Here is a 22,161-nt window from a genome sequence, read left to right as displayed (position 1 = left end):
AATGCATGAATTTGAGACTGAAAGATTGTCTATGAGGTTGCTAAAAGCTGAAGATAAAGAGTTTTTTACAGGACTATATTGTGATCCTAAAATAATGAAACTTATAGCTAAACCTTTAACAGAAGAACAATCGAATGTGATGTTTGAGAGGTCACTTACACATATTGAAGGCGCGAACCCAAAAGAGTTAATTTGGGTAATAAGGGTGAAAGCAACGCAAGAGGTCATTGGAATTCAAAATCTGTTTATTTTTGGTAATACCTCAGAAGATGCTGATGCAGGCTTAATTTTAACAAGAACCGCTCATGGAAAAGGTTATCCAAATGAGGCTACTGCAGCGGTTATGGATTATGGCTTAAAAAAATTAGGAATAAGAATTTTTCATACTAATTGTTCTGCTAGAAACTATGCGATCCAAAGAGTGATACGAGCTATGGGATTTGTTGAGAGCACTAAGTCATCAGATGAACAAGTACATTATTTCAAAAACGTACTATAGAATTTTTTGTAATTGATTCACTTTATGATACTTAGTCAAAGAATTAGCTGGTTTACAATTCTAAAACGAAACTATAACTGTTATCTTACAGTTGGTTTGGGATATTAAATTAAATAGGGGACTTATGGCTGGAAGTTTGGCCTGTGTTGGTATTGGAATGACGCTAGGTGCGCATATTTGTCCGTTAAGTAAAAGCTACATAGAACAAGCTGATGTCGTCTTTTCTGCCGTCTCCCATGGTATTACTGAGCTGTGGTTGCAAGAAATGCACTCAGATGTTCGTTCTTTACAAGAGTATTACCAAGAGGGTAAGTCGCGCCTAATCACCTATAACGAAATGGTTGATGCGATGATGACTGAAGTGAGGGCGGGTAAAAAAGTGGTCGGTGCTTTTTATGGTCATCCAGGGGTATTCGCCCAAGCGCCCCATAAGTCAATTGCAATGGCAAAAGCAGAAGGATTTGCCGCAAAGATGATTCCGGGTATTTCAGCAGAAGATTGCTTAATCGCAGATTTAGGTATTGATCCTGGACGCTTTGGTTGCCAACAATTTGAAGCAAGTCAGTTTATGTTTTATAAACGCCAATATGATCCATCTTGTTATCTTATTTTGTGGCAAATAGGACTTGCTGGAGATCGCTCGTTGGCTAAGTTTTCAACGGGTGCAGCGCATCGACAAGTGTTAATTGAGTTGCTTAGTGAAGTTTATCCACTGGATCACCAAGTGATTTTATACGAGGCTGCCGTACTTCCAATTGATAACATTCGTATTGAAACTTTGTCACTTTCTGAGTTGGTCACTGCTGAGATTCATATGCACACGACTTTAGTGATCCCACCTAGTGAAAAAATGCAGCCAAATGAAAAGCTTGTAGCACGTTTGGCTGAAATTGAGCAAGAATTAGCGCAGTAGGATATCGCGCAATTAAATAGTGTATTAGCATAAGTTGAATTGCTGCATTATAACTAAAAACGTCGTTAAATCGGCACTTTAGCAATCTTAAGGAGATAAGATGTCAAGTATTATTAAGTTATTAGAACGTATGGGCCAAGAGTCAGGTTTAACCGAATCTGCAATCGAGTTTGAAACAGCTATTACTGAATCAAACTTAAATGAAGAACTAAAAAAATCGATGTTAAGCCGTGATATTGTTGCTTTAGAAAAATCATTAGATATTTGCCCTGATGTTGTTTGTGTATTATTTCCTGCTGAAGAAGAAGAGACAAAAGAAGAAGATAAAAAACCTAGTGAAGATAAAACTGAAATTGCTGCGATTATTTAAAGATAAATGCCTAAATTTATAGTCGCTTTAATTATTTTCATTTCTTTCATCACTCCATCTTGGGGTGATGAAATTCGCAGTATAGATTTTTTGTTAGAAAAAGCTTCAGAAAACAGAAGTAGCGATGCCGACGAATTCAATAAATTGATGGAAGAATTGAAAACATTTGAAAGTAATTTATCTCGTATTCAAAACGATGAATATAGTTATCTTCTTGCTTATCAAATGGCCTTTAGAGGTGACTTTGTTGGAGCTCAAACTATCTGGGAGCAGTTAAGTGTTTCGGGACAAACAATAAATATACAATTTAAAGCAAATATATCCTTGATAAATACCATGGCATTATCCAAGGAGTGGAACAAAGGGTTAGGTTATTTAGAAAAGAATATTGAGTTAATGCACTTAATTACAGACTCCGAACTAAGCCAATTAGGAGTATCTGTCACTTCTTATTTCTATAATAAAATTGGTCAATATGAACTAGGGTTGGATTATGCAACTAAGTTAGACAATCTTTTTTTAAATGGGAGAAACCTTTGTGTTGCTAAACACCAAATAGTTGAATCAAAATTTTACCTTAAAAAATTACAATTAAACTCGGCTGACTTCAAAACTGCAATTGATGCATGTTCAATTGGTGACGAACCTGTTTGGCTTAGCGCAATTCAAATATACAAAGCTAGATTGATGCTTGAAAATAATGATTTTAAATCAGCACTAAATGTCCTGAATAGTAATGTTGAAGAGATTGAAAGAATTCACTATATTCCTATTCAATCACTTTTTTATGCATTATTGGCTAAAACATATCAAGCTGAAAATGATGATGAGAAAGCAAGAGAATTTGCTCTTCAAGCTATTGAATTAACAAAAGGTATGTCAAATACTGATTCTGAGGTCATTGCTTACAATGTATTATTCCAGTCATCGGTGAATGACAGTGATTATGAGTCTGCATTACGTTATTACATCAAATTTGCAGAAGCTGAAAAGTCCTACTTTGACGATTTAAAAACCAAATATCTCGCTTTCCAACTTGCCCAGCACAAAGCGGTTGAGCAAAAAGTCCAAATTGAATTGCTTAACAAACAGAACAAGCTATTACAAGCTAGCCAGCGCCTTGCTGAAAGTGAAACTGAAAATAATCGCTTGTTTATGGCCTTATTGATCATGGTTATAAGCTTATTAAGTTTAGCCTCGATTCGTGCAAAACAAACCCAGAAACGTTTAAAGCGTTTAGCGCAATATGATTCGCTGACTCAGATATTCAACCGTGGTCATTTTACCTCTGCTGCGCAAGAGGCGATTACGGCCTGTCAAAAGAATCAAGATACAATCAGCTGTATTCTATTTGATTTAGATAACTTTAAAGGTATTAACGATAAACATGGTCATGGTTGCGGTGACTGGGTGCTTAAACATGTTGCTAGTACTTGTGATGACTTAAAGCGTAAGCAAGATATATTTGCGCGCATAGGCGGCGAAGAGTTTTGTGTTGTTTTATCAAACTGTAATGCTGAAATGGCAATGAATATTGCCGAAGATTACCGTAAAGCGATAGCAGCATTAGACAGCTCGCCAAGCGGGTATGAGTTCCCAATTAGTGCAAGTTTTGGCGTTACAGATAGCCAGCAGTCTGATTACAGCCTAGAGGCGTTAACCAGCAATGCTGATAGTGCCATGTACCTTGCCAAGCATACTGGCCGTAACCGAGTTTGTAATTATGCTGATGTTGAGTCCGCAAAAGATGCTGACGGTGTGATGATATAAGGGGTTATCATTATAAGTTGGCAGAAATTTAAAACTAATCATTGTTTATAGATAAAGCGATTGTGCTGAAAAGCATTAATCGCTTTATTTTTGGTTAACAAATTGATTAATGAACTGCTATTCTAGTCACTTATCAAGTTGTTTCGTTACCTCAACCTTTATGTCGCCTTTCGCTTAGGGAGTACTCTTTTGGAAAAATCAGCTTATTTAGATGCAATGGGGGTAACTCGTTGGCGCAGTGCTGATGCGAAAGGAAAACCATATTTAATCATTTATGACAGCGACGCTGATAATAATGGGGCTGATATTAGCCAGCACCCGTTAGTTACAGAGGTGCTATCTTTATTGAATATCGCACTTGCTGATTGTGATTTTGATACCGAAATGGTCAAGGGAATGCAGGTTGTCTGGGATATGCGTAAGTTAAAAGTGCGTCCCCGAGTGGCTTGGTTAGTGTCGTCCCCTTTAGATGAACTGCAGCAAGGGCATCAAGCCAAACGTGAACTGTGGCAGCAGATTTACCAACATTTATCAAAAGCAGCTTAGGTTTTAGCGGTTTTTAATACCTAAAGTAAGTCATTCTATTCTCACCATTACCATATGAATCCAACATCTTATGCCTGATAACTCATCGCGACCTGAACATCAAAAAATACCTTCTTCTTTAACGGTAACAATCCGTCTACTGGAGGTTGAGAACGCTCCTGAGATGTTTAATATTGAACAACAGGCTCACAGTCACCCTTGGAGCCTTGCAAACTTAGCAGACTGTTTTGGGCGTTTATATCGCGTTTATGGCGCTTATGATGGGCAGATATTAGTTGGTTTTGCCATAGTGCAGCAAATAGTTGATGAATTAACTTTGCTGGATATTTGTATTGCGCCAACCTATCAAGGATTAGGGTTAGGTAAGCAATTACTTAACCATCTTACGGTTGATGCCAGGCAGTATGACGCGGTAGTTGTGATGCTAGAAGTTCGGCAATCAAATCAAGCTGCGATCGGCTTGTACCATAAATTAGGGTTCAGTGAATCTGGTAGGCGTAAGGGCTATTATCCGTGTGAAACTGGCCGAGAGGATGCCATATTAATGGATTACTCGATTGAAGCTGTCTGATATGACCTATCATGTTAGGTTGATTTAACTAAACATTATTGACGTCATTATATAAGAGTAAGAAGTCGCTAGGCTTTTTGAAACACGCAACGGCGATGGCTGTAAGCATTAACTGAGTATGAGAATTAAGTGGATATGAGAGCATCACTAAGAGCCAAAATCATTGAAGTGTGTGATAAAAAAACTGCAGTGAAAGGGGATAATGTTGGCGTGTCATTTTATGCGTTTTTTGCTAATAAAAATGATGATCCTGAGTTGTTGATGGAAGCCGCAACTTGGTGGATTCAAACACATAAGCTCGACCATTTTGTTAAAGCCAAGGTAATCAAAACCATGGTTCAACAAGGGCGATAAAATCAGTTAATACGATATTTTCGAGGACGATTATCGATTGTGAGTAAAATTGATTATGGCTCATAAAAAAACGGCGCTTTAGCGCCGTTTTTGTTAAATGAAGTTCTTTACACCTGCTTACTTAACTTCTTTACCTTGAGCTTGTAAGTCTGCATGGTAGCTTGAGCGTACTAACGGACCACAGGCTGCATGAGTAAAACCAAGTTCGTCTGCTAACTCTTTTAATGCATCAAATTCAGCTGGTGGTACATAACGTTCAACAGGCAAATGGAACTTAGAAGGCTGTAAATATTGACCTAATGTTAGCATTTCAACGTCATGGGCACGTAAGTCGCGTAGCACTTGAGCGATTTCTTCGTTAGTTTCACCGAGTCCCATCATTAAACCCGATTTAGTCGGTACATTAGGGTGGCGCTCTTTAAAACGTTTCAATAAATCGAGTGACCATTGATAGTTCGCACCAGGACGCGCTTTACGGTAATGCTTAGGCGCTGTTTCTAAGTTGTGGTTAAACACATCAGGTGGCTCAGTGGCAATGATGTCTAATGCTGCATCAATACGACCACGGAAATCAGGCACTAAAATCTCAATTTTGATATGCGGATTTAAAATACGGATTTCACGGATACAATCAGCAAAGTGCTGTGCGCCGCCATCACGCAAATCATCACGGTCAACAGAGGTAATAACCACATACTTAAGCTTCATATCCTTGATGGTTTGCGCTAACTTTTTAGGCTCTTCAGCATCAGGTTTTAGCGGACGCCCATGGGCAACGTCACAGAAAGGGCAGCGACGAGTACAAATTGCCCCTAATATCATGAAGGTTGCAGTACCGTGGTTAAAACATTCAGCAAGGTTTGGGCATGATGCCTCTTCACAGACTGAATGTAAGCCATTTTTACGCAGTGCTGATTTAATTTCAGTAATACGCTGATTTGATGCAGGTAGCTTCACGCGTAACCAATTAGGTTTGCGCAACATGGTTTCTTTTTCAGAAGGAACCACTTTTACTGGAATACGTGCGACTTTTTCGGCATCACGCAGTTTTACACCAGGTTGTAATCTTTCAGGCCTATTCATATTATTCTGCTAATCCTTGATGATGTACAAGTTCTTGGTAGCCCAATACTTTGCTTAATGTTTGAATCAGTTTTTCGCCAGCTTCAGTTACGGTTTGAGGGCCGCCTAATGCTTTGCATTGCACCATTTCAAGCCCTGCATAACCACACGGGTTGATGCGTTGAAACGGCGCTAAATCCATATCGACATTGAGGGCAAGGCCATGAAAAGAGCAGCCTTTACGAATTCTAAGCCCTAAAGAAGCCACTTTGCGTTCGTCAACGTAAACACCTGGAGCATCAGCTTTAGCGTATGCATTAACATCATACATAGCCAACATATCGACAATGCTTTGTTCGATGTTATTGACCAGTTGTCGTACGCCTAGTTTACTGCGCTTGATGTCGATAAGAGGGTATACAACCAGTTGGCCTGGACCGTGATAAGTCACTTGGCCGCCGCGGTCGACTTGTATGACGGGAATGTCACCAGGGTTGAGAATGTGCTCGCTTTTGCCTGCTTGGCCTTGGGTGAATACGGGCGAGTGTTCAACAATCCATAATTCGTCATTGCTGTCGCTATCACGATTATCGGTATAGGCTTGCATTGCATGCCACACTGATTCGTAATCTTGGCGTCCAAGATGTCTGATATGTAACGCTTGAGTTTGCAAGGGCAACCTCTCCCCTCAAAAAAGATGGCTTATTATACGCACCTAACACTAAAAAGACATTAAAGTGTTAGGTTGATCACGTTTTAAACGCAATTAAAGTACGCGGTTAACGCCTTCAATTGCTGCAAGATCTGTATAAACTTTTTCGATGTGCTCTTTGCTTGTTACAGTAATACGAATAGAAATAGCGTAGTACGTACCTTTGCTTGACGATTTTACTGTTGGGGCGTAATCGCCTGGAGCAAGCTGTTGTGCAACGGCAACAACACGATCGGCTAGCGTATCATCTGCTGCGCCAATGACTTTGAATGGGCAAGAATTCGGGAATTCCATTAATTCGCCAAAGTTTGTATCTATCATGTGTGTGCTCTCTGCGGTTGTGATTTGTGCTTTGTGTTCTATATGGGGTAATTATACTGTAATACAAGGCTAATGCGGTTAAATAAAGCAGTAAAAAATAAAGTCACCCTAAGGTGACTTTATTTATATGAAGCGAGGTTATGGTTTTTAGCTAGGTTTAGCCAAACCAACCTTCAAACATTTGCTTGAAGTAATCCATAAGTTTACTAAACCAGCTGCCTTCGTTCACTTCATTAAGAGTAACAAGTGGGAACTCAGCAATATCTTTTCCGTTAAGTTGGAAGAAGATACGGCCAACCGTCTCACCTTTAGCTAAAGGCGCAGATAAAGGCTTAGTTAGCTCGAAGTTAGCTTGTAAGTTTTTAGCTTGGCCACGATTAATGGTAATTGGGGTGTCAGTGACCACACCTAAATCTACCGTTTCACGATCGCCATACCAGATTTTTTGAGTTACAAAGGTGTCACCCGCTTTATAAGGGGTAATCGTTTCAAAGAAACGGAAACCATAATTAAGTAACTTTTTGCTTTCCGCTTTACGAGCTGACTCACTGCCTGTACCCATCACAACAGTGATTAAACGCATGCCGTCATTGGTTGCAGAAGAGACTAGGTTATATCCAGCGCCAGAAGTGTGGCCTGTTTTAATACCATCAACATTTAAGCTGTTGTCCCATAGCAAGCCATTACGGTTGTACTGTTTAATACCGTTAAAGGTAAATGACTTTTCAGAGTAAACACGGTATTCATCTGGTACATCACGAATTAATGCAGCACCTAATAATGCCATGTCGTATGCAGTTGTTTTGTGGTTGTCAGAATCAAGACCGTGTGAGTTTTCAAAGTAACTTTGGGTCATACCTAGCTGTTTTGACCAAGAGTTCATTAAGTCGACAAAGCCGTCTTCTGTTCCGGCAATATGCTCAGCCATGGCGACACAAGCATCGTTACCCGATTGAATAATAATGCCTCGGTTTAGGTCTTCAACAGTGACTTTTTTACCTACTTCGATAAACATTTTCGACGAATCTGGGAAGTTTTTAGACCATGCTTTTTTACTGATGGTCACTTCGTCATCCAGCGAAATGTTGCCAACTTTAACTTCATGACCAATAACGTAGCTGGTCATCATTTTGGTTAAGCTAGCAGGGTTAAGTGACTCATAGGCATTATTTTCAGCAATAATGCGACCAGAGTTGTAATCCATTAATACGTAAGCTTTAGCGGCTACCGTTGGCGCATTTGGCATAACCATAGGTGCGTTGGCTGCTTGAGAAGAAAAAGATACAGCGGAAAGCAGCAGCAAAGATTTAAGCGGTGTGTTTACAATTTTCATCATTGAGTTTGCACATCTCTGGTTAGTCATGAAAGAAGTCGAGTCGTTAATCAATATTTAATGATATTACAGCGAGTTAAACATAAAGTAGCTAACTACTTCAGTTGATTTACACACTAAAACGACACAATTAAAACAATTATATCATTAGTCGACCATAAATTGGCATTTAGGTTCATTAACAAGGGTTAATTTACAGTCGGTAATGACAGGTTATTATCGATTTATTTTTTTGTCGGTGTTCTCAGGTAACTTTGTGGGTAACCGTCTTGTTTTATCTGGGTTAATAACTTATTGGCTAGGTAGGTTTGCGCTATCGGTCCTAGCAGTAAGCGGTAAAAGCCATTTGCACTTTCTACTATTGCAGGCACCTTGTATTTGCGCTCAAACTCTTTCGCTAATACGTTAATTCTTACTTGGTCTTTAGAGGCCACAACTTGAATGATATGTACGCTGTCATCTTTTAGCTCATCTAGGGCCATAGATTCAGGTGACTCAATATGAATGGTTTCAATACTTACTTTGGCAGTACCGCTACCTAGCATGTCGAGTTTATAGGCCGCAGCATATGACAAATCAATAATACGCCCTTCGTGAAATGGGCCGCGATCATTGACTCGAACGATAACCTGTTTGTTATTGGCTTCATTGGTCACTTTAACATAGCTAGGTAAAGGCAAAGTCTTGTGCGCCGCAGACATTGAGTACATGTCATAGGTTTCGCCATTTGAGGTTAAATGACCATGAAACTTAGAGCCGTACCAAGAGGCATAGCCACTTTGTCTAAAGTCTTTTGCTGTCGGTAATACAGTATATGACTTACCACGCACGGTATACGTTCGCTTATTGCCTTGTCGGCTGTAGGGCTCATATTTTGGATGGGCATCTTCAACTTTACTGACATCTGGGGCACTTTTCGGAGCCCGGTCATTTTTCATTTGATAACGATCATCTTGGCTTGAACCTGAGCTTGAACACGCACTGAGCAAAGCACATAAACTGACGGTGACAAGGCTTAAACGAGTGTTATTTTGCATGATAAGCTGCTTCTAACTGTTGGCTAAACTGGTAAACGGCCATAGCATAAAGCGGGCTACGATTATAACGAGTGATGACGTAAAAATTATTTAAACCTAACCAATATTCGTTCATCTCAGGTTGTTCAAGCTTAACTAATAATGCGGCTTGTGATGCATCGATGTCTTTAGATTCTGCCAGGCTTAAACTTGGCGCTAAAATGTCAGCAACGGTTTGTGTTGGCTTACCCTTAACCCAAACACTTGCAGCAGGCGCAGTGTCACTGGTGTGGTTTAATTTGAGTGTAACAGGAGCACCTTTTTTCCATCCGTGTTGATGAAAGTAGTTAGCAACACTGCCAATGGCGTCTTCTTTACTATTGAGCAAATCTCGACGTCCATCGCCACTGAAGTCAACCGAGTAATGGCGATAACTTGAAGGAATAAATTGACCATAACCCATGGCGCCAGCGTAAGAGCCTTTTAGATTATCGTTATCTAATTGTTCTTCTTTGATCAGTGACATCAAGTTGCCAAACTCACTGCGGAAAAAGGTCGCTCTTGGCGGGTAATAAAATCCTAAGGTATATAAAGCATCTTGAACCTTATAGTTACCCATGTAACCGCCGTAGAAAGTTTCAATACCAATAATGGCCACGATAATTTGCGGGTCGACTTGAAATTTTTCAGCTGCCTTTTGAATGGTCTCAGCATTTTCTTGCCAAAATGCGAGGCCTTTTTCTAATCGCTTATCAGTTAAGAAAATGGGGTAATATTGATGCCAAGGTTTGGCTTCCCAAGGTTTTGAAATGGCATCTAATACAGCTTGATTGTGGTTAGCACTGGAAAGAAATTGCTGCACTTCTGGTTCAGTAAACCCTTTACTGACTTGGGTGGCGATAAATTCTTGTTTTAGGGCGAGGACTTCTGCGCTATCGGTCATTTTAGCGCTATCAGTCACTTGCGTATTCACCGTATCTTCAGCTTGAAGGCTGGTGCAGCTCAGTAGCAATGCTAATCCAGCTGCGAGTCTTGTTTTAAAGTGCATTAACAATCCTATTGTTTAATGTTTATTAGCGACTTATTGTAATGCGAGCCGTTGTGTTACGACTCGAGGCATAATATACAGCGCAATACTTAACGGTCTATGAATCGTCGATGAGTATGAATACTCATTAAGATGCCAAATCCTATCATCAATGTCATCATCGATGTACCGCCATAGCTGACTAACGGCAGTGGTACGCCCACTACAGGTAAAATGCCGGAAACCATGCCAATATTCACGAAAATATAAACGAAGAAGGTCAGGGTAATACTGCCTGCGAGTAAGCGGGCAAAACTGGTTTGTGCTCGTGAGGCGATAACAAGGCCTCGGCCAATGATATACAAATACAAGCCTAATAAAATTAAACTACCTATTAAACCAAACTCTTCGCCTATCACGGCAAAAATGAAATCAGTGTGGCGCTCAGGTAAGAATTCTAATTGTGATTGTGAGCCCTGTAGCCAGCCTTTACCCCATAGACCACCAGAACCAATGGCAATTTTGGATTGGATAATATGATAGCCAGCACCTAGAGGATCACGTTCAGGATCAAATAGGGTCATCACACGTGTGCGTTGATAATCGTGCATTAAAAAGAACCACAGTATTGGCAGAAGCGCCAAAATTGCTGCGACACAACTGCCGACAATAACCCAGCTCATGCCTGATAAAAACAGGACAAATACACCTGATGCGGCAACAAGAATCGAGGTTCCTAAATCTGGTTGTTTGGCAATTAATAACGTTGGGATTAACAGTATGACTAAACCGCCCGCTAAGTGACGTTTTTTAGGCGGCAATGGAAACTTACTGATATACCAAGCCATCGTAATTGGGAAGGCTAATTTGATGAGTTCAGAGGGCTGGAACTCCATAAAACCGAGGTTTAACCAACGTTGTGCGCCTTTATTAATAGTGCCAAAAAAGTGCACTCCCAAGAGCAGTATTATGCCTGCAACGTAGATGGGCAAAGCCCACCGCCTGAGGATTTCAGGGTTAATTTGTGCAAATACAAACATTACGCCTAGCGACAGTGTTAAGCGAACTAACTGACGCTCCATCATGGCTGCATCTTCGCCACTGGCTGAATAAATCACAAATAAGCCAAATAGCATTAATGCTAATAGGCCCAGTAATAGTGGCAAATCTATGTGAAGTTTTTGCCAGATATTTTTTTTATGTGGGTGGTGAGAAGCATTCATTCTTCTACCTTCCATTCGTCACGTAACATATATTCATCCAATAGAGCACGGGCAACTGGCCCTGCATTAACACCACCCCAACCAGCATTTTCAAGTACAACTGCTAAGACTATTTTCGGGTTTTCATAAGGGGCATAGGCAATGATTAATGCGTTATCTCGTAAATGCTCTGCAACGGTTTCAGAATCGTATTTGGCATCTTGTGCGACACTGAATACTTGCGCCGTACCGGTTTTCATTGCTGCGGTATAAGTAGCATCGGTAAAGCGAGATTTGTGAGCTGTGCGGCGCATTGCTTCATTGATGATTTCCCAGTTGTTGTCATTATCGAGCACAATTGGGGCTTGCTCATCTATCGGTGTATCAATTTTTGATGTTTCATCTTTAAATGATTTTAACAAATGAGGTGTGAAGCGCTGTCCATGATTGGCTAATATGGTGGCAGCATTCGTTAGCTGTAATGGCGTGGTTGTCCAGTAGCCTTGGCCAATTCCCACCGAAATAGTGTCACCAATATACCAAGGTTGGTTATAGCGCATGCGCTTCCAATCTTTTGAAGGCATGATGCCGTTGGCCTCTTCGTAAATATCGATGCCAGTGGATTCGCCAAAACCAAATTGGGACATAAACTGGGCAATTTTATCGACACCGACTTTATAGGCGAGATCATAGAAAAACGTGTCGCAGGAATCCATGATTGAACTATACACATCTACCCAACCGTGACCCCAACGTTTCCAATCTCGGTACTTACGCTCAACATTCGGAATTTGCCAAAAGCCAGGATCCCAAATACGGGTTTTCTCGGTAATGGTTTTTTCTTCGAGTCCAAGCAGTGCGACATGGGGTTTAATCGTCGATGCCGGTGAATATTGGCCTTGTGTTGCACGGTTAATCAAAGGCCTAGATTTATCATTAAGTAATGCGCTATAGGCTTTAGAACTAATGCCATGGACGAATAAATTAGGGTCGTAAGTTGGGCTAGAAACCATGGCGAGAACACCGCCATCTTGCGGGTCAATAGCGACAACAGAGCCACGGCGACCATCGAGTAACTCCATGGCTTTTTGCTGCAGTTTTAAATCTAATGTTAAGTAGATATCTTGACCCGGTGTCGGCGGGGTGACTTTTAAGGTACGGATCACTCGACCACGGTTATTCACTTCTTCTTCTAAGTGGCCTGGTTTACCTAATAATAAGCTTTCGTAGAATTTTTCGATGCCTTGTTTGCCAATGTCATTGGTTGCGGCATAGTTTTTCCATTGTCCTGAGCTTTCAAGTGAAGCACGGTCACGAGCATTAATTTTTCCAACATAACCCAATACATGGGTCATTAAGCCTTCATATGGGTAATGACGTTTAAGGCCTGCCTCTACTCTAAAGCCAGGAAATTGGTGTTGGTTAACACTAAATGTGGCAACTTGTTCTTCAGTGAGACGGGATTTAATTGTAAGTGGCTTAAAGCGTCGATGGTAACGCAATCTTTCAGTGATGCTTTCTCGTTCATCTGGGGTGAGTGCAATGATCTCATTGAGTTTATCCAGCGACTCAGTTATTCCTTGGGCTTTTTCTGGGATCAGTTCTAACGTATAAAAAGGTTGGTTTTCAGCCAGTAACTGTCCGTGTCTGTCATAAATAAGACCACGACTAGGTGCAACAGGCACCACACGAATACGGTTATCATTGGAGCGTGTTTCGTAATCTTGGAAAGAGACAACCTGCAATTGGTATAGATTAGACAGCAGGATACTGATTAGGACAAATACGCACAGGAAGGTAAACAAAGCACGACGTTTGAATAGCGACGCCTCGGCAGCGTGGTCGTGCATGGCAATGCGCTTTTTTGGCGACACTTAAGCTATCTCCGATAGGGGTAAGGCAGAAAAAATTCAGAATAGCTATATTAGCTGAATTAACTTCACTTTTACCAGCGCTTTACCAATTAGGTTTATTCTCTGTGGTAGGGGTGGTTGTTATTTATGCTCCATGCTCGATAAAGGCTTTCTGCCACCAAAACTCGAACTAATGGATGGGGTAAAGTCAGTGCAGATAAACACCAACTTTGGCTTGCTGCTGCTTTACAGTCAGGAGCAAGACCTTCAGGACCGCCAATCAATAAGCTGACATCGCGGCCATCAAGTTGCCATTTACTGAGTTGCTGAGCAAGTTGGGGCGTTTCCCAATTCTTGCCTGGCAAATCTAGGCTTACAATGTGATTGCCTTTGGGCACTGCTGCTAGCATAAGTTCGCCTTCTTTTTGAAGAATGCGTGCTATATCAGCATTTTTACCGCGCTTTCCTGCGGGGATTTCAATCAGTTCTAACGCCATATCGCGAGGAAAGCGACGTTGGTACTCTTCAAATCCGCGGGTGACCCAATCTGGCATCTTAGTGCCAACAGCAATCAGTTGTAACTTCATTATGCGTCGCTATCAGTCCATAGTTTTTCTAGGTCGTAGAATTCGCGTGTTGCTTGCTGCATCACGTGTAAAATTACGCCACCTAAATCAACCAGTACCCATTCGCTGCTATCACGACCTTCAACACCTAATGGTTGCATGCCTGCAGTTTTAGCTTCGACGATCATATTCTCTGCGATTGCACGAACATGTGTTTTTGATGTACCAGAACAAATTACCATAAAATCAGTAATGTGCGATTGGTTTGCCACGTCTAATACCACAACGTCTTTGGCTTTTAGGTCATCGATCTTATCGACAACAAAATCTTTTAATTCCGTGCTCTGCACGTCACTTACCTCGATCTGTTAAAACAACGGGGCATTATACGCAAAATACCCCTGTTAGCGCAATTGAACTGGCGTGCAAATGAACAGCTTAATTAGCTTGATACAGACTATGTTGGCAAATGTATTGCTGAATGACCTCAGGGAGTAATGCATTTAGCTGTGCATTGTTTGAGTCTTGGCGTTCTTCGACTGTTAAATTGCTCAGCAATTGGCGTATTTGTGTCGAAGATATATCTTGCGGCTGTACTTCGATAGGGTAGATTTTTCCTGTCAATGCTGTGGTACTGACGAGTTGGTTATCTGCTAATACGCTTGCCATTGGATGTTCAGCTGTTAACTGCCAGCCTGGTCGCTGACATACGACGATATGGCATAAGTCGAATAATGATTGCCAGCGATACCAAGTGGGTAATTGGATAAACGAGTCGGTTCCCATAATGAAGTAAAACTGATGCTGGGGATATTGCTGTTTAAGTAATGCTAACGTTGCTACCGAATATGATGGCGTGTCACGATTAATTTCAATATCACAAAGTGCAAACTCATCATATAGCTCACAGACAGCTTGAGTCATTGCAAGACGATGTTGACTGTTGACTGTCGTTGATTGTTTGTGGGGCGGTATATGATTTGGCATTAACCAAATTTTATCGAGATTTAGCTGATGCAAGACTTCCAATGCGGGCTTGATGTGACCTAAATGAATTGGGTCAAAAGTGCCGCCTAGTAATCCTATTTTCATGTCTGTAGCTCAATATGGGCAAGGCGGCGATGTGCATTTGGATCAAATAGCAGACATAAATGGCTCATAGCGGTCCAATCTTCAATACCCTGTTGTTTGAGATTCATTTCCATTTTTGAAGCAAAGGCAAGCATGTGTTCGATTTGGCTTAGGGTTAAGCGCGTTAATGCTGCTTGATAAAGCGGTTTGCGTTTATCCCATATTCGGTGCTGCTGCCAAAGACTATTAAGCTGTGCGCCTTCTTCGACCGCTGTTTTTAAACTAAGCAGTACATTAAGTTCTTTAAACAGTGCCCACATTAAAATTGGCATGGCGGTGCCTTCACCATTTAATTGCACCAGCATGTGCTGTGCGTGCTTTTGATGGTTACCTAATAGGGCATCCGTAAGCTGAAATACAGTAAAGCGAGATTGATCTTCAAAATAATCAGTTAAATGATCACTATGAATCGGTTGTTCAGGACTGAGTAATTGCAGTAGCTGTAGTGCTTGCTCTGCTGCTAATAAGTTGCCTTCAAACAAGTTAAACAGCATGGCTTTGGCATCCATTTGCACTTGCAAATGATAATGATGGATTCGGTTATCTAGCCAGCGCTGAAATTGCTTCCCCTCTGGGGTGGTACAAGGTAAATAAATGCCAGATGTATCGAGGGTCTTAAACCATTTACTTTTAGTTTCAGCGGACAGCTTTGGTCCGTGAATAAGTAAAATAATGTCTGGATTAGGGCTTTGCATCATTGAAATTAATGCAGCAGAGCCTTCTGTGCCGGGTTTAGCTTGTGGCAGGGTTAATTCAATGATCCGTCGACTGGCAAATAAACTCATGGATTGCCACTCCTGAATCAAATCATTCCAGCTGAAACCTGTTTCTTGAGTTAAGTGAACACGTTCATCAAAGCCATGCTTTTTCGCTGCAGCTAAAATCTGTCCTTTGCAATTTTCGATGAGCCATGGGTCATCGCCAAATAACAGGTAGCAACCTTGCGGATTTTTTAAATGCTGGCTTATTTGATCTGGGTAAACCCGCATCAATTCACCTCGATTGAGGCCAACGTTTGAATAATGTTGTCAGCTGCTTGAATACGCATTTCTTTGACCAACATATCCATCTCGCGACTTTTAGCGAGAGCTGTACGAGGATCGTCTTGGTAATCGCGACGTACTTCAGCATGGAAAATTTGTGGTTCAGATTGTGGCAAAGTGACGGAATAATTCACTAAATAAATCAATTCGTATTCGGCAACGTTACCTGTTGGGTATAACGATAATGTCGCTCGCTCTAATGAGTCGTTAATTAACCTTAGTGTTGGCGTTGTATCTGATGCAGGTACTGTTGAGACTGCATGAATACGTAATCTGTCGCTTACCAGTCTTGATAGCTCACTGTATTGATCGCTGGTGCTTAAATGTAATTCTTCAAGCTCAGCTGGAATAGAATAACTGCGTTGTAATTTAAAGCCGCAACCTGCAGTGGTTAAGATAACCAGTGCGATTATTGCCAAGCTAATGCGTTGTATTAGCATCACTGTTATTGGCATCCTTTTAAACGTTGGAGTGGATATTTTGCTAAAGCAAAGTTGAATAATAGATTACAGGGAAATAAGTAAGGTTGCTAATCAATAGCAACCTTACTGTCAGAAAATGCATTATTTCACTGTAGTGAACAGCGTTAATTGTTGAAAATGATTATTTTGCAACAATGTTCAGCAGTTTACCTGGTACGTAAATCACTTTACGCACGGTGACACCGTCAGTGAACTTTTGTACGTTTTCATCCGCTAAGCCTAATGCTTCAACTTCTTCTTTTGATGCATCTGCAGCAACGGTGATTTTAGCGCGCAGTTTACCATTCACTTGAACGATAATAAGTTTGCTGTCTTCAACCAGTGCTGACTCATCAACGGTTGGCCATAAGCTATCTTCAATATCAGTTTGGTTACCTAATGCAGTCCATAAGCTAAAGCTTGTATGTGGAATGATAGGGTAAAGCAAACGCGTTACTGCAGTTAATGCTTCTTGCATAAGTGCACGGTCTTGCTCGTTAGCAGACGGTGCTTTTTGCAATTTGTTCATTAGCTCCATGATAGCGGCAATAGCAGTGTTGAACATTTGACGACGCTCGATGTCATCACTGACTTTGGCGATGGTCTTATGCAGTTCACGACGAAGTGCTTTTTGATTGTTATCAAGCGCTTTAGGGTCAAGAGCAACAACGTCACCTTGAGCAACATGATCGTGTGCCGTTTTCCATAAACGCTTAATAAAGCGATGTGCACCTTCAACACTTGATTCTTGCCACTCAAGAGTTAGCTCAGGTGGTGCAGCAAACATCATGAATAAACGTACGGTATCAGCACCGTATTTATCAACCATTTCTTGTGGGTCAATACCGTTATTCTTAGACTTCGACATTTTGCTCATACCGGTGTAAACCAGTTCATGGCCTTCTTTGTCGACAGCCTTAACTACACGGCCTTTGTCGTCAGTTTCTTGAACTGTTACATCAGCTGGTGAAACCCAAACTCGAGCGCCTTTCTCATTGGTGTAGTAGTACGCATCAGCAAGTACCATACCTTGAGTCAATAGACGTTTTGCTGGCTCGTTCGAATCCACTAATCCGATATCGCGAAGTAATTTGTGGAAGAAACGGAAGTAAAGTAAGTGCATACACGCATGTTCGATACCACCAATGTATTGATCCACTGGTAACCAGTAGTTCGCTTTAGCAGGGTCAAGCATTTGATCGGCATGCGGGCTACAGTAACGTGCGTAGTACCAAGATGACTCCATAAAGGTATCGAAGGTATCTGTTTCACGCAGTGCGCTCTGGCCGTTAACTTCAGTCTTAGCCCACTCTTTGTCTGCTTTAATTGGGCTTTGAATACCATCCATTACCACATCTTCAGGTAAGACAACGGGTAGTTGCTCTTCTGGCGTTGGCATGACAGTACCGTCTTCAAGGGTCACCATTGGAATTGGTGCGCCCCAGTAGCGTTGACGAGAAACACCCCAGTCACGTAGACGGAAGTTGACTTGACGCTTACCTTTACCTTCTGCGGCAAGTTTTGCATCAATCGCATCAAAAGCGGCTTGGAATTCAAGACCGTCGAACTCAGCTGAATTAAATAGTACGCCTTTTTCAGTGAAGGCTTCTTCACTAATATCTAGCTCACCATCAACTGGCTTAATTACAGCTTCAATGGTTAAACCATACTTTTTAGCAAATTCGTAATCACGTTGATCATGAGCAGGAACAGACATAACAGCGCCTGTACCATAGTTCATTAATACAAAGTTTCCGACCCAAATTGGGACTTCTTTACCCGTTAATGGGTGAATGGCATTAAGACCCGTTGCAACGCCTTTTTTCTCCATTGCAGCCATAGCAGCTTCAGTGGTATCAACGTTTTTACATTCTTCAATGAATGCAGCTAACTCTGGGTTATTCAGCGCGGCTTTTTCTGCTAGCGGGTGACCGCTTGCAATCGCAACATACGTCACACCCATAACGGTATCAGGACGTGTTGTGTAGATATCGAACGTCTCGTCACTGTTAGCAACATTAAAGGTCATTTCGATACCTTCACTGCGGCCAATCCAGTTACGCTGCATTGACTTAACCTGTTCAGGCCATTCGTCTAGCTGATCAATATCATTTAATAGCTCTTCAGCGTAATCGGTAATTTTGATGAACCACTGAGGGATTTCTTTTTGAACCACTTCAGTGTCACAGCGCCAGCAGCAGCCGTCTTGTACTTGTTCATTGGCGAGTACGGTTTCATCGTTTGGACACCAGTTTACTGACGCAGTCTTTTTATAGACTAAGCCTTTTTCGTATAGCTTGGTGAAGAACCATTGCTCCCACTGGTAGTACTCAGGAGTACAAGTCGCAATTTCACGACTCCAATCATAACCAAAACCTAATAGTTTAAGCTGGTTTTTCATGTAGTCGATATTTTCGTATGTCCACGGTGCTGGGGCAGTCTTGTTGTTGATTGCCGCATTTTCAGCAGGTAGGCCGAATGAGTCCCAACCGATAGGTTGTAATACATTTTTACCTTGCAAACGTTGGTAACGAGCAACAACATCACCTATGGTGTAGTTACGGACGTGTCCCATGTGAAGTCGACCAGATGGATAAGGGAACATTGAGAGACAGTAAAATTTCTCTTTGTTTTCATCTTCTGTAACTTCGAAGGTTTTTTTGTCTTCCCAGTGCTTTTGCACTAGGGCTTCAATTTCTGAGGGATTATATTGCTCTTGCATCAATCTATTCCGGCCTATGCCGCCCATTGTTTGATCTAACGCTAAAAAGCGCGAGTGAGATCTGCATAGAATAAACTAGAAGTGATGCATTAAAAAGGTTCAGATGAAGGAGTATTTTTTATGAGTGGAAGAAGTTCAGCATTATTAGGGCTTTATCAGACGCTTTTTGAGCAAGTGAAACAGCGCTATGAAGAAGATAACTCATTGACTGCAAAGAGCCTTTTTGCATCAGTAACCCAGTGTAAAGATTATTTGCAATTGAAGTCAGAAGCTCAAGCAGAGGAGCTTGCTTTAGTAGAAGAATTTTTAAAGCGTGACATCGCAAGCTATGTAAAAGAGGAAAATGCTGAAAATCTCAGTTTTAGTCCTACAGTTATCACTTTAGAAAACACCCTTTGGCATTGGCTAGGTGAAATTACGGATAGAAGCCAAGTTGAATGGCATGAGATTGCCCAAGACTTCAAACACAAGGGCTTTTATATGTCGGGTGAGGTGATAAACCAAGGAAAGGTCATTTGTACTGAATGTAACCATGAAATGAGCATTGAGTTTCCAAGCTTAATTCCTGACTGCCCTCAGTGTGATAATGAAATGTTCACCCGAGAATCTTTAGCACCTTAATGTTGTAGCAAAGGTTAATTGGCTCAGCTGAGCCAATTAACGGTTTAACACCCAGACACCTCGTTAACATAGCCTGGTGGGGTTGCTGCATTAGCAGCTTGGCTATAGAGAAAATAGCATTGGTCATCTTGGACTTTGCCGTCTTGGTTTAGATCGTAACCGATAAAGGTATTTGCAATACCTTGGTACTCAATCACAAAACCATCATCAAGAATGAGCCATTTTTCGATATCAGTATTGTCTAGGTAACCCCATTTTAGGCGGGTATTAAAGCTGCCATCACCTTCTAAATCAATATCCAATAAATCCGTTCTATTTCCTACTGATTGGGTTGAGAAACTACTCATTTGTGAGCGGGCATAAACAAGATTATTAGCTGTTTTAGCACTGGCATTGAGCTGTGCAAGGCCACTGACTCTCGCTTCTGTAGAGACAGTGATAAATTTAGGTGCTGCCACAATGGCTAAAATAGCCAAAATGATAATGACAACAACGAGCTCAATTAAGGTAAACCCTGTTTGCTTTTGTTTTTGGTTCAATCAGTTTTGCTCTGTTTCCATATCGACACTTGAATAGCGATGCCAACGAGTAATAGTAACCAGCACAATATCAATAATGGGGTCTGACCTAGATGTTTAAACCAAGTTTCACCGTCATATAAAGCGACATCGGCCACTAATACGCCTTCTTTAAATTGTGGTATTTGGTGGGTAATACGTCCGTGGACATCAACCACAGCTGTCACGCCATTATTGGTTGCTCGAACCAGTGGTCTTCCAAGCTCAATTGAGCGCATTTGGGCAATTTCCATGTGCTGTAGGGGGCCAATTGAGTCACCAAACCATGCATCATTTGACACTGTAAGCAGTAAATCAGTATCAGCATGAGTATTGGCGCGAAGCTGTTCTGGAAATACGATTTCATAGCAAAGTGCTGGAGCAATTTGATACCCCATAGCGTTAAGGTTTTGCTGTTGAAAATTTCCCCTAGCAAATGATGACATTGGCAGATTAAAAAACGGTGCCAATGGTCTTAGTAGACTCTCAAACGGGACGAATTCACCGATAGGCAGTAAGTGGTGTTTTTTATAATCATTAGTGCCATTGCCTTGATAATCGCCCATAGGTTGAACGGCTTTATTAGCGTTACCTAGGACAATAAGAGAATTATAAAAATCATTCTTTTGCAGACTGATGATGCCAGTAATAATGGCACTGTCATTCATATTGGCGACTTTATCTGTGTTTCTTAAAAAATCACCCACCATTGATTCTGGTGCTGGAACAGCAGCCTCTGGCCATATGACAATATCAGCATCAAAATTTGGACGGCTTAAGTCCATGTATTTTAGCAGTGTAGGCCATAGTGCATCAGGCTCCCATTTCATGCTTTGTGCAATATTACCTTGCACCAAGGCCACTTTTACAGTCTCATTGCGAGGGGTAATGTCCGATATCATTGGTGCTGCGATTGTGGACGCCAATAGCACTGCAGAAATAATGATGGCACTCATAAAGCGCTTTTTCATGACTAATGCAATAGAGCCACACAATAGGGCAATGATGTAACTTAATCCAAGTGCGCCAACAATGCTGGCTAACTCTGAAAGCGGCCCTTGGGTTTGGCTGTAGCCAGCCCATAACCACGGGAACCCAGTTAATACCCAGCCTCGCATCCACTCTGTAATAACCCAAAGAGCAGGAAACAAACCTAGATATTGGAAATAACAATGCCAATGCTTAAAGCGAGGGTGTTGGCTAAGCTTGGCGGTGAGGTAGCCTGCCAGTGCGGGATAAAGTGCTAGGTAAAGTGCTAATAATCCCATTAATGTCATCGATACAAATAAGGGTAATCCCCCAAAGGTGTCGATGCTGACATGTACCCAGCTTATACCAAAGGCAAAACAGCCAAAGCCGAAACTTAACCAGTGAAAGAAGTTTTCTTTTGGGGTTAATTTACGGCTTTGCCAGAGGACAAATAACATCGCCGCTGGATAGAAGGCCCAAATGGAGTAGGGCGCAAAAGCGAGTGTGGTTGAAGCACCCGCAATAAAAGCGGTCATCATCTT

Annotated in this window: 24 protein-coding genes; 8 read left to right on the top strand and 16 right to left on the bottom strand. The window is 41.5% G+C overall.

Annotated features, from left to right (window positions below):
* The first annotated feature begins 1 nt into the window (after nucleotide 1).
* The 7 genes from J8L86_RS16720 to J8L86_RS16690 all read left to right on the top strand — a co-directional run bounded on the left by J8L86_RS16720 (nucleotide 2) and on the right by J8L86_RS16690 (nucleotide 5,023).
* Nucleotides 2–499, top strand: coding sequence for a GNAT family N-acetyltransferase (locus J8L86_RS16720; RefSeq protein ID WP_080915083.1), 498 nt, complete (start codon nucleotides 2–4; stop codon nucleotides 497–499).
* 124 nt (nucleotides 500–623) lie between these two features.
* On the top strand, nucleotides 624–1,412 hold the full coding sequence (locus tag J8L86_RS16715; protein ID WP_080915084.1) for an SAM-dependent methyltransferase: 789 nt from the start codon (nucleotides 624–626) through the stop codon (nucleotides 1,410–1,412).
* Between the two features lie 100 nt (nucleotides 1,413–1,512).
* A complete protein-coding gene (locus tag J8L86_RS16710; RefSeq protein ID WP_080915085.1) occupies nucleotides 1,513–1,782 on the top strand; it encodes a hypothetical protein in 270 nt (89 codons plus the stop codon).
* A 6-nt stretch (nucleotides 1,783–1,788) separates the two neighbouring features.
* Entirely contained in the window at nucleotides 1,789–3,552 is a 1,764-nt protein-coding gene (locus tag J8L86_RS16705; RefSeq protein WP_080915086.1) for a GGDEF domain-containing protein, read from the top strand.
* 189 nt (nucleotides 3,553–3,741) lie between these two features.
* Complete coding sequence (locus J8L86_RS16700; RefSeq protein ID WP_065110010.1) at nucleotides 3,742–4,098, top strand: DNA polymerase III subunit psi; 357 nt, start codon at nucleotides 3,742–3,744, stop codon at nucleotides 4,096–4,098.
* A gap of 163 nt (nucleotides 4,099–4,261) precedes the next feature.
* Nucleotides 4,262–4,669: a ribosomal protein S18-alanine N-acetyltransferase gene (gene rimI / locus J8L86_RS16695; RefSeq protein WP_231919195.1), complete on the top strand. Its 408-nt coding sequence runs from the start codon at nucleotides 4,262–4,264 to the stop codon at nucleotides 4,667–4,669.
* Nucleotides 4,670–4,804: 135 nt separating this feature from the next.
* On the top strand, nucleotides 4,805–5,023 hold the full coding sequence (locus J8L86_RS16690; protein WP_211031127.1) for a DUF6500 family protein: 219 nt from the start codon (nucleotides 4,805–4,807) through the stop codon (nucleotides 5,021–5,023).
* Between the two features lie 117 nt (nucleotides 5,024–5,140).
* Here J8L86_RS16690 and lipA read toward each other — a convergent pair whose 3' ends face one another.
* From lipA to leuS, 14 genes are all read right to left on the bottom strand, one after another.
* Nucleotides 5,141–6,106 (bottom strand): lipoyl synthase, encoded by a 966-nt coding sequence (gene lipA / locus J8L86_RS16685; RefSeq protein ID WP_080915089.1) that lies wholly within the window; start codon nucleotides 6,104–6,106, stop codon nucleotides 5,141–5,143.
* A 1-nt stretch (nucleotide 6,107) separates the two neighbouring features.
* Entirely contained in the window at nucleotides 6,108–6,758 is a 651-nt protein-coding gene (gene lipB, locus J8L86_RS16680) for a lipoyl(octanoyl) transferase LipB (protein ID WP_065110013.1), read from the bottom strand.
* Between the two features lie 93 nt (nucleotides 6,759–6,851).
* A complete protein-coding gene (gene ybeD, locus J8L86_RS16675; RefSeq protein ID WP_055025773.1) occupies nucleotides 6,852–7,118 on the bottom strand; it encodes a DUF493 family protein YbeD in 267 nt (88 codons plus the stop codon).
* A gap of 157 nt (nucleotides 7,119–7,275) precedes the next feature.
* A complete protein-coding gene (locus tag J8L86_RS16670) occupies nucleotides 7,276–8,454 on the bottom strand; it encodes a serine hydrolase (RefSeq protein ID WP_065110014.1) in 1,179 nt (392 codons plus the stop codon).
* A 221-nt stretch (nucleotides 8,455–8,675) separates the two neighbouring features.
* Entirely contained in the window at nucleotides 8,676–9,488 is an 813-nt protein-coding gene (locus J8L86_RS16665; RefSeq protein WP_211031072.1) for a septal ring lytic transglycosylase RlpA family protein, read from the bottom strand.
* The gene (mltB, locus tag J8L86_RS16660) at nucleotides 9,478–10,410 is read right to left on the bottom strand and encodes a lytic murein transglycosylase B (protein WP_247663498.1); all 933 of its coding nucleotides are present in this window, start codon (nucleotides 10,408–10,410) and stop codon (nucleotides 9,478–9,480) included. The genes J8L86_RS16665 and mltB overlap by 11 nt, the downstream gene beginning before the upstream one ends.
* Before the next feature lie 194 nt (nucleotides 10,411–10,604).
* The gene (rodA, locus tag J8L86_RS16655) at nucleotides 10,605–11,717 is read right to left on the bottom strand and encodes a rod shape-determining protein RodA (RefSeq protein ID WP_055025769.1); all 1,113 of its coding nucleotides are present in this window, start codon (nucleotides 11,715–11,717) and stop codon (nucleotides 10,605–10,607) included.
* Nucleotides 11,714–13,570, bottom strand: a complete 1,857-nt coding sequence (gene mrdA / locus J8L86_RS16650) for a penicillin-binding protein 2 (RefSeq protein WP_055025768.1) — start codon at nucleotides 13,568–13,570, stop codon at nucleotides 11,714–11,716. Before mrdA ends, rodA begins: the two co-directional genes overlap by 4 nt.
* Nucleotides 13,571–13,665: 95 nt before the next feature.
* Complete coding sequence (rlmH, locus tag J8L86_RS16645; RefSeq protein ID WP_055025767.1) at nucleotides 13,666–14,136, bottom strand: 23S rRNA (pseudouridine(1915)-N(3))-methyltransferase RlmH; 471 nt, start codon at nucleotides 14,134–14,136, stop codon at nucleotides 13,666–13,668.
* Complete coding sequence (rsfS, locus tag J8L86_RS16640; RefSeq protein ID WP_055025766.1) at nucleotides 14,136–14,465, bottom strand: ribosome silencing factor; 330 nt, start codon at nucleotides 14,463–14,465, stop codon at nucleotides 14,136–14,138. Before rsfS ends, rlmH begins: the two co-directional genes overlap by 1 nt.
* A gap of 88 nt (nucleotides 14,466–14,553) precedes the next feature.
* A complete protein-coding gene (gene nadD / locus J8L86_RS16635; protein ID WP_211031070.1) occupies nucleotides 14,554–15,207 on the bottom strand; it encodes a nicotinate-nucleotide adenylyltransferase in 654 nt (217 codons plus the stop codon).
* Nucleotides 15,204–16,235, bottom strand: coding sequence for a DNA polymerase III subunit delta (gene holA / locus J8L86_RS16630; protein WP_211031069.1), 1,032 nt, complete (start codon nucleotides 16,233–16,235; stop codon nucleotides 15,204–15,206). Before holA ends, nadD begins: the two co-directional genes overlap by 4 nt.
* Nucleotides 16,235–16,729, bottom strand: a complete 495-nt coding sequence (gene lptE / locus J8L86_RS16625) for an LPS assembly lipoprotein LptE (RefSeq protein ID WP_055025763.1) — start codon at nucleotides 16,727–16,729, stop codon at nucleotides 16,235–16,237. The genes holA and lptE overlap by 1 nt, the downstream gene beginning before the upstream one ends.
* Before the next feature lie 163 nt (nucleotides 16,730–16,892).
* Nucleotides 16,893–19,472: a leucine--tRNA ligase gene (leuS, locus tag J8L86_RS16620; protein ID WP_065110019.1), complete on the bottom strand. Its 2,580-nt coding sequence runs from the start codon at nucleotides 19,470–19,472 to the stop codon at nucleotides 16,893–16,895.
* 120 nt (nucleotides 19,473–19,592) lie between these two features.
* Here leuS and J8L86_RS16615 point away from each other — a divergent pair, with 120 nt between their 5' ends.
* Nucleotides 19,593–20,093 carry a zinc ribbon-containing protein gene (locus J8L86_RS16615; RefSeq protein WP_055025761.1) on the top strand — a complete coding sequence of 167 codons (501 nt, stop codon included), beginning with the start codon at nucleotides 19,593–19,595 and terminating at the stop codon, nucleotides 20,091–20,093.
* Nucleotides 20,094–20,137: 44 nt separating this feature from the next.
* On the opposite strand, the gene J8L86_RS16610 is transcribed toward J8L86_RS16615, so the two are convergent.
* A complete protein-coding gene (locus J8L86_RS16610; protein ID WP_211031068.1) occupies nucleotides 20,138–20,632 on the bottom strand; it encodes a prepilin-type N-terminal cleavage/methylation domain-containing protein in 495 nt (164 codons plus the stop codon).
* Nucleotides 20,629–22,158: an apolipoprotein N-acyltransferase gene (gene lnt, locus J8L86_RS16605; RefSeq protein WP_211031126.1), complete on the bottom strand. Its 1,530-nt coding sequence runs from the start codon at nucleotides 22,156–22,158 to the stop codon at nucleotides 20,629–20,631. Before lnt ends, J8L86_RS16610 begins: the two co-directional genes overlap by 4 nt.
* Nucleotides 22,159–22,161 lie beyond the last annotated feature (3 nt).

The organism is Shewanella sp. MMG014 (assembly GCF_018100775.1).
Lineage (GTDB): Bacteria > Pseudomonadota > Gammaproteobacteria > Enterobacterales > Shewanellaceae > Shewanella > Shewanella japonica.
Note: the sequence above shows the minus strand (reverse complement) of the source record. Positions and strands in the feature narration are given on the sequence as shown.

What these genes read in the sequence shown, in the direction of transcription:
- rlmH (WP_055025767.1), bottom strand. Translation starts at nt 14,136, where the DNA reads ATGAAGTTACAACTGATTGCTGTTGGCACTAAGATGCCAGATTGGGTC.
- rodA (WP_055025769.1), bottom strand. Translation starts at nt 11,717, where the DNA reads ATGAATGCTTCTCACCACCCACATAAAAAAAATATCTGGCAAAAACTT.
- lptE (WP_055025763.1), bottom strand. Translation starts at nt 16,729, where the DNA reads ATGCTAATACAACGCATTAGCTTGGCAATAATCGCACTGGTTATCTTA.
- J8L86_RS16705 (WP_080915086.1), top strand. Translation starts at nt 1,789, where the DNA reads ATGCCTAAATTTATAGTCGCTTTAATTATTTTCATTTCTTTCATCACT.
- J8L86_RS16690 (WP_211031127.1), top strand. Translation starts at nt 4,805, where the DNA reads ATGAGAGCATCACTAAGAGCCAAAATCATTGAAGTGTGTGATAAAAAA.
- J8L86_RS16670 (WP_065110014.1), bottom strand. Translation starts at nt 8,454, where the DNA reads ATGATGAAAATTGTAAACACACCGCTTAAATCTTTGCTGCTGCTTTCC.
- nadD (WP_211031070.1), bottom strand. Translation starts at nt 15,207, where the DNA reads ATGAAAATAGGATTACTAGGCGGCACTTTTGACCCAATTCATTTAGGT.
- leuS (WP_065110019.1), bottom strand. Translation starts at nt 19,472, where the DNA reads ATGCAAGAGCAATATAATCCCTCAGAAATTGAAGCCCTAGTGCAAAAG.
- J8L86_RS16665 (WP_211031072.1), bottom strand. Translation starts at nt 9,488, where the DNA reads ATGCAAAATAACACTCGTTTAAGCCTTGTCACCGTCAGTTTATGTGCT.
- rimI (WP_231919195.1), top strand. Translation starts at nt 4,262, where the DNA reads ATGTTTAATATTGAACAACAGGCTCACAGTCACCCTTGGAGCCTTGCA.
- holA (WP_211031069.1), bottom strand. Translation starts at nt 16,235, where the DNA reads ATGCGGGTTTACCCAGATCAAATAAGCCAGCATTTAAAAAATCCGCAA.
- J8L86_RS16715 (WP_080915084.1), top strand. Translation starts at nt 624, where the DNA reads ATGGCTGGAAGTTTGGCCTGTGTTGGTATTGGAATGACGCTAGGTGCG.
- ybeD (WP_055025773.1), bottom strand. Translation starts at nt 7,118, where the DNA reads ATGATAGATACAAACTTTGGCGAATTAATGGAATTCCCGAATTCTTGC.
- lipA (WP_080915089.1), bottom strand. Translation starts at nt 6,106, where the DNA reads ATGAATAGGCCTGAAAGATTACAACCTGGTGTAAAACTGCGTGATGCC.
- lnt (WP_211031126.1), bottom strand. Translation starts at nt 22,158, where the DNA reads ATGATGACCGCTTTTATTGCGGGTGCTTCAACCACACTCGCTTTTGCG.
- J8L86_RS16615 (WP_055025761.1), top strand. Translation starts at nt 19,593, where the DNA reads ATGAGTGGAAGAAGTTCAGCATTATTAGGGCTTTATCAGACGCTTTTT.
- J8L86_RS16710 (WP_080915085.1), top strand. Translation starts at nt 1,513, where the DNA reads ATGTCAAGTATTATTAAGTTATTAGAACGTATGGGCCAAGAGTCAGGT.
- mltB (WP_247663498.1), bottom strand. Translation starts at nt 10,410, where the DNA reads ATGACCGATAGCGCAGAAGTCCTCGCCCTAAAACAAGAATTTATCGCC.
- J8L86_RS16720 (WP_080915083.1), top strand. Translation starts at nt 2, where the DNA reads ATGCATGAATTTGAGACTGAAAGATTGTCTATGAGGTTGCTAAAAGCT.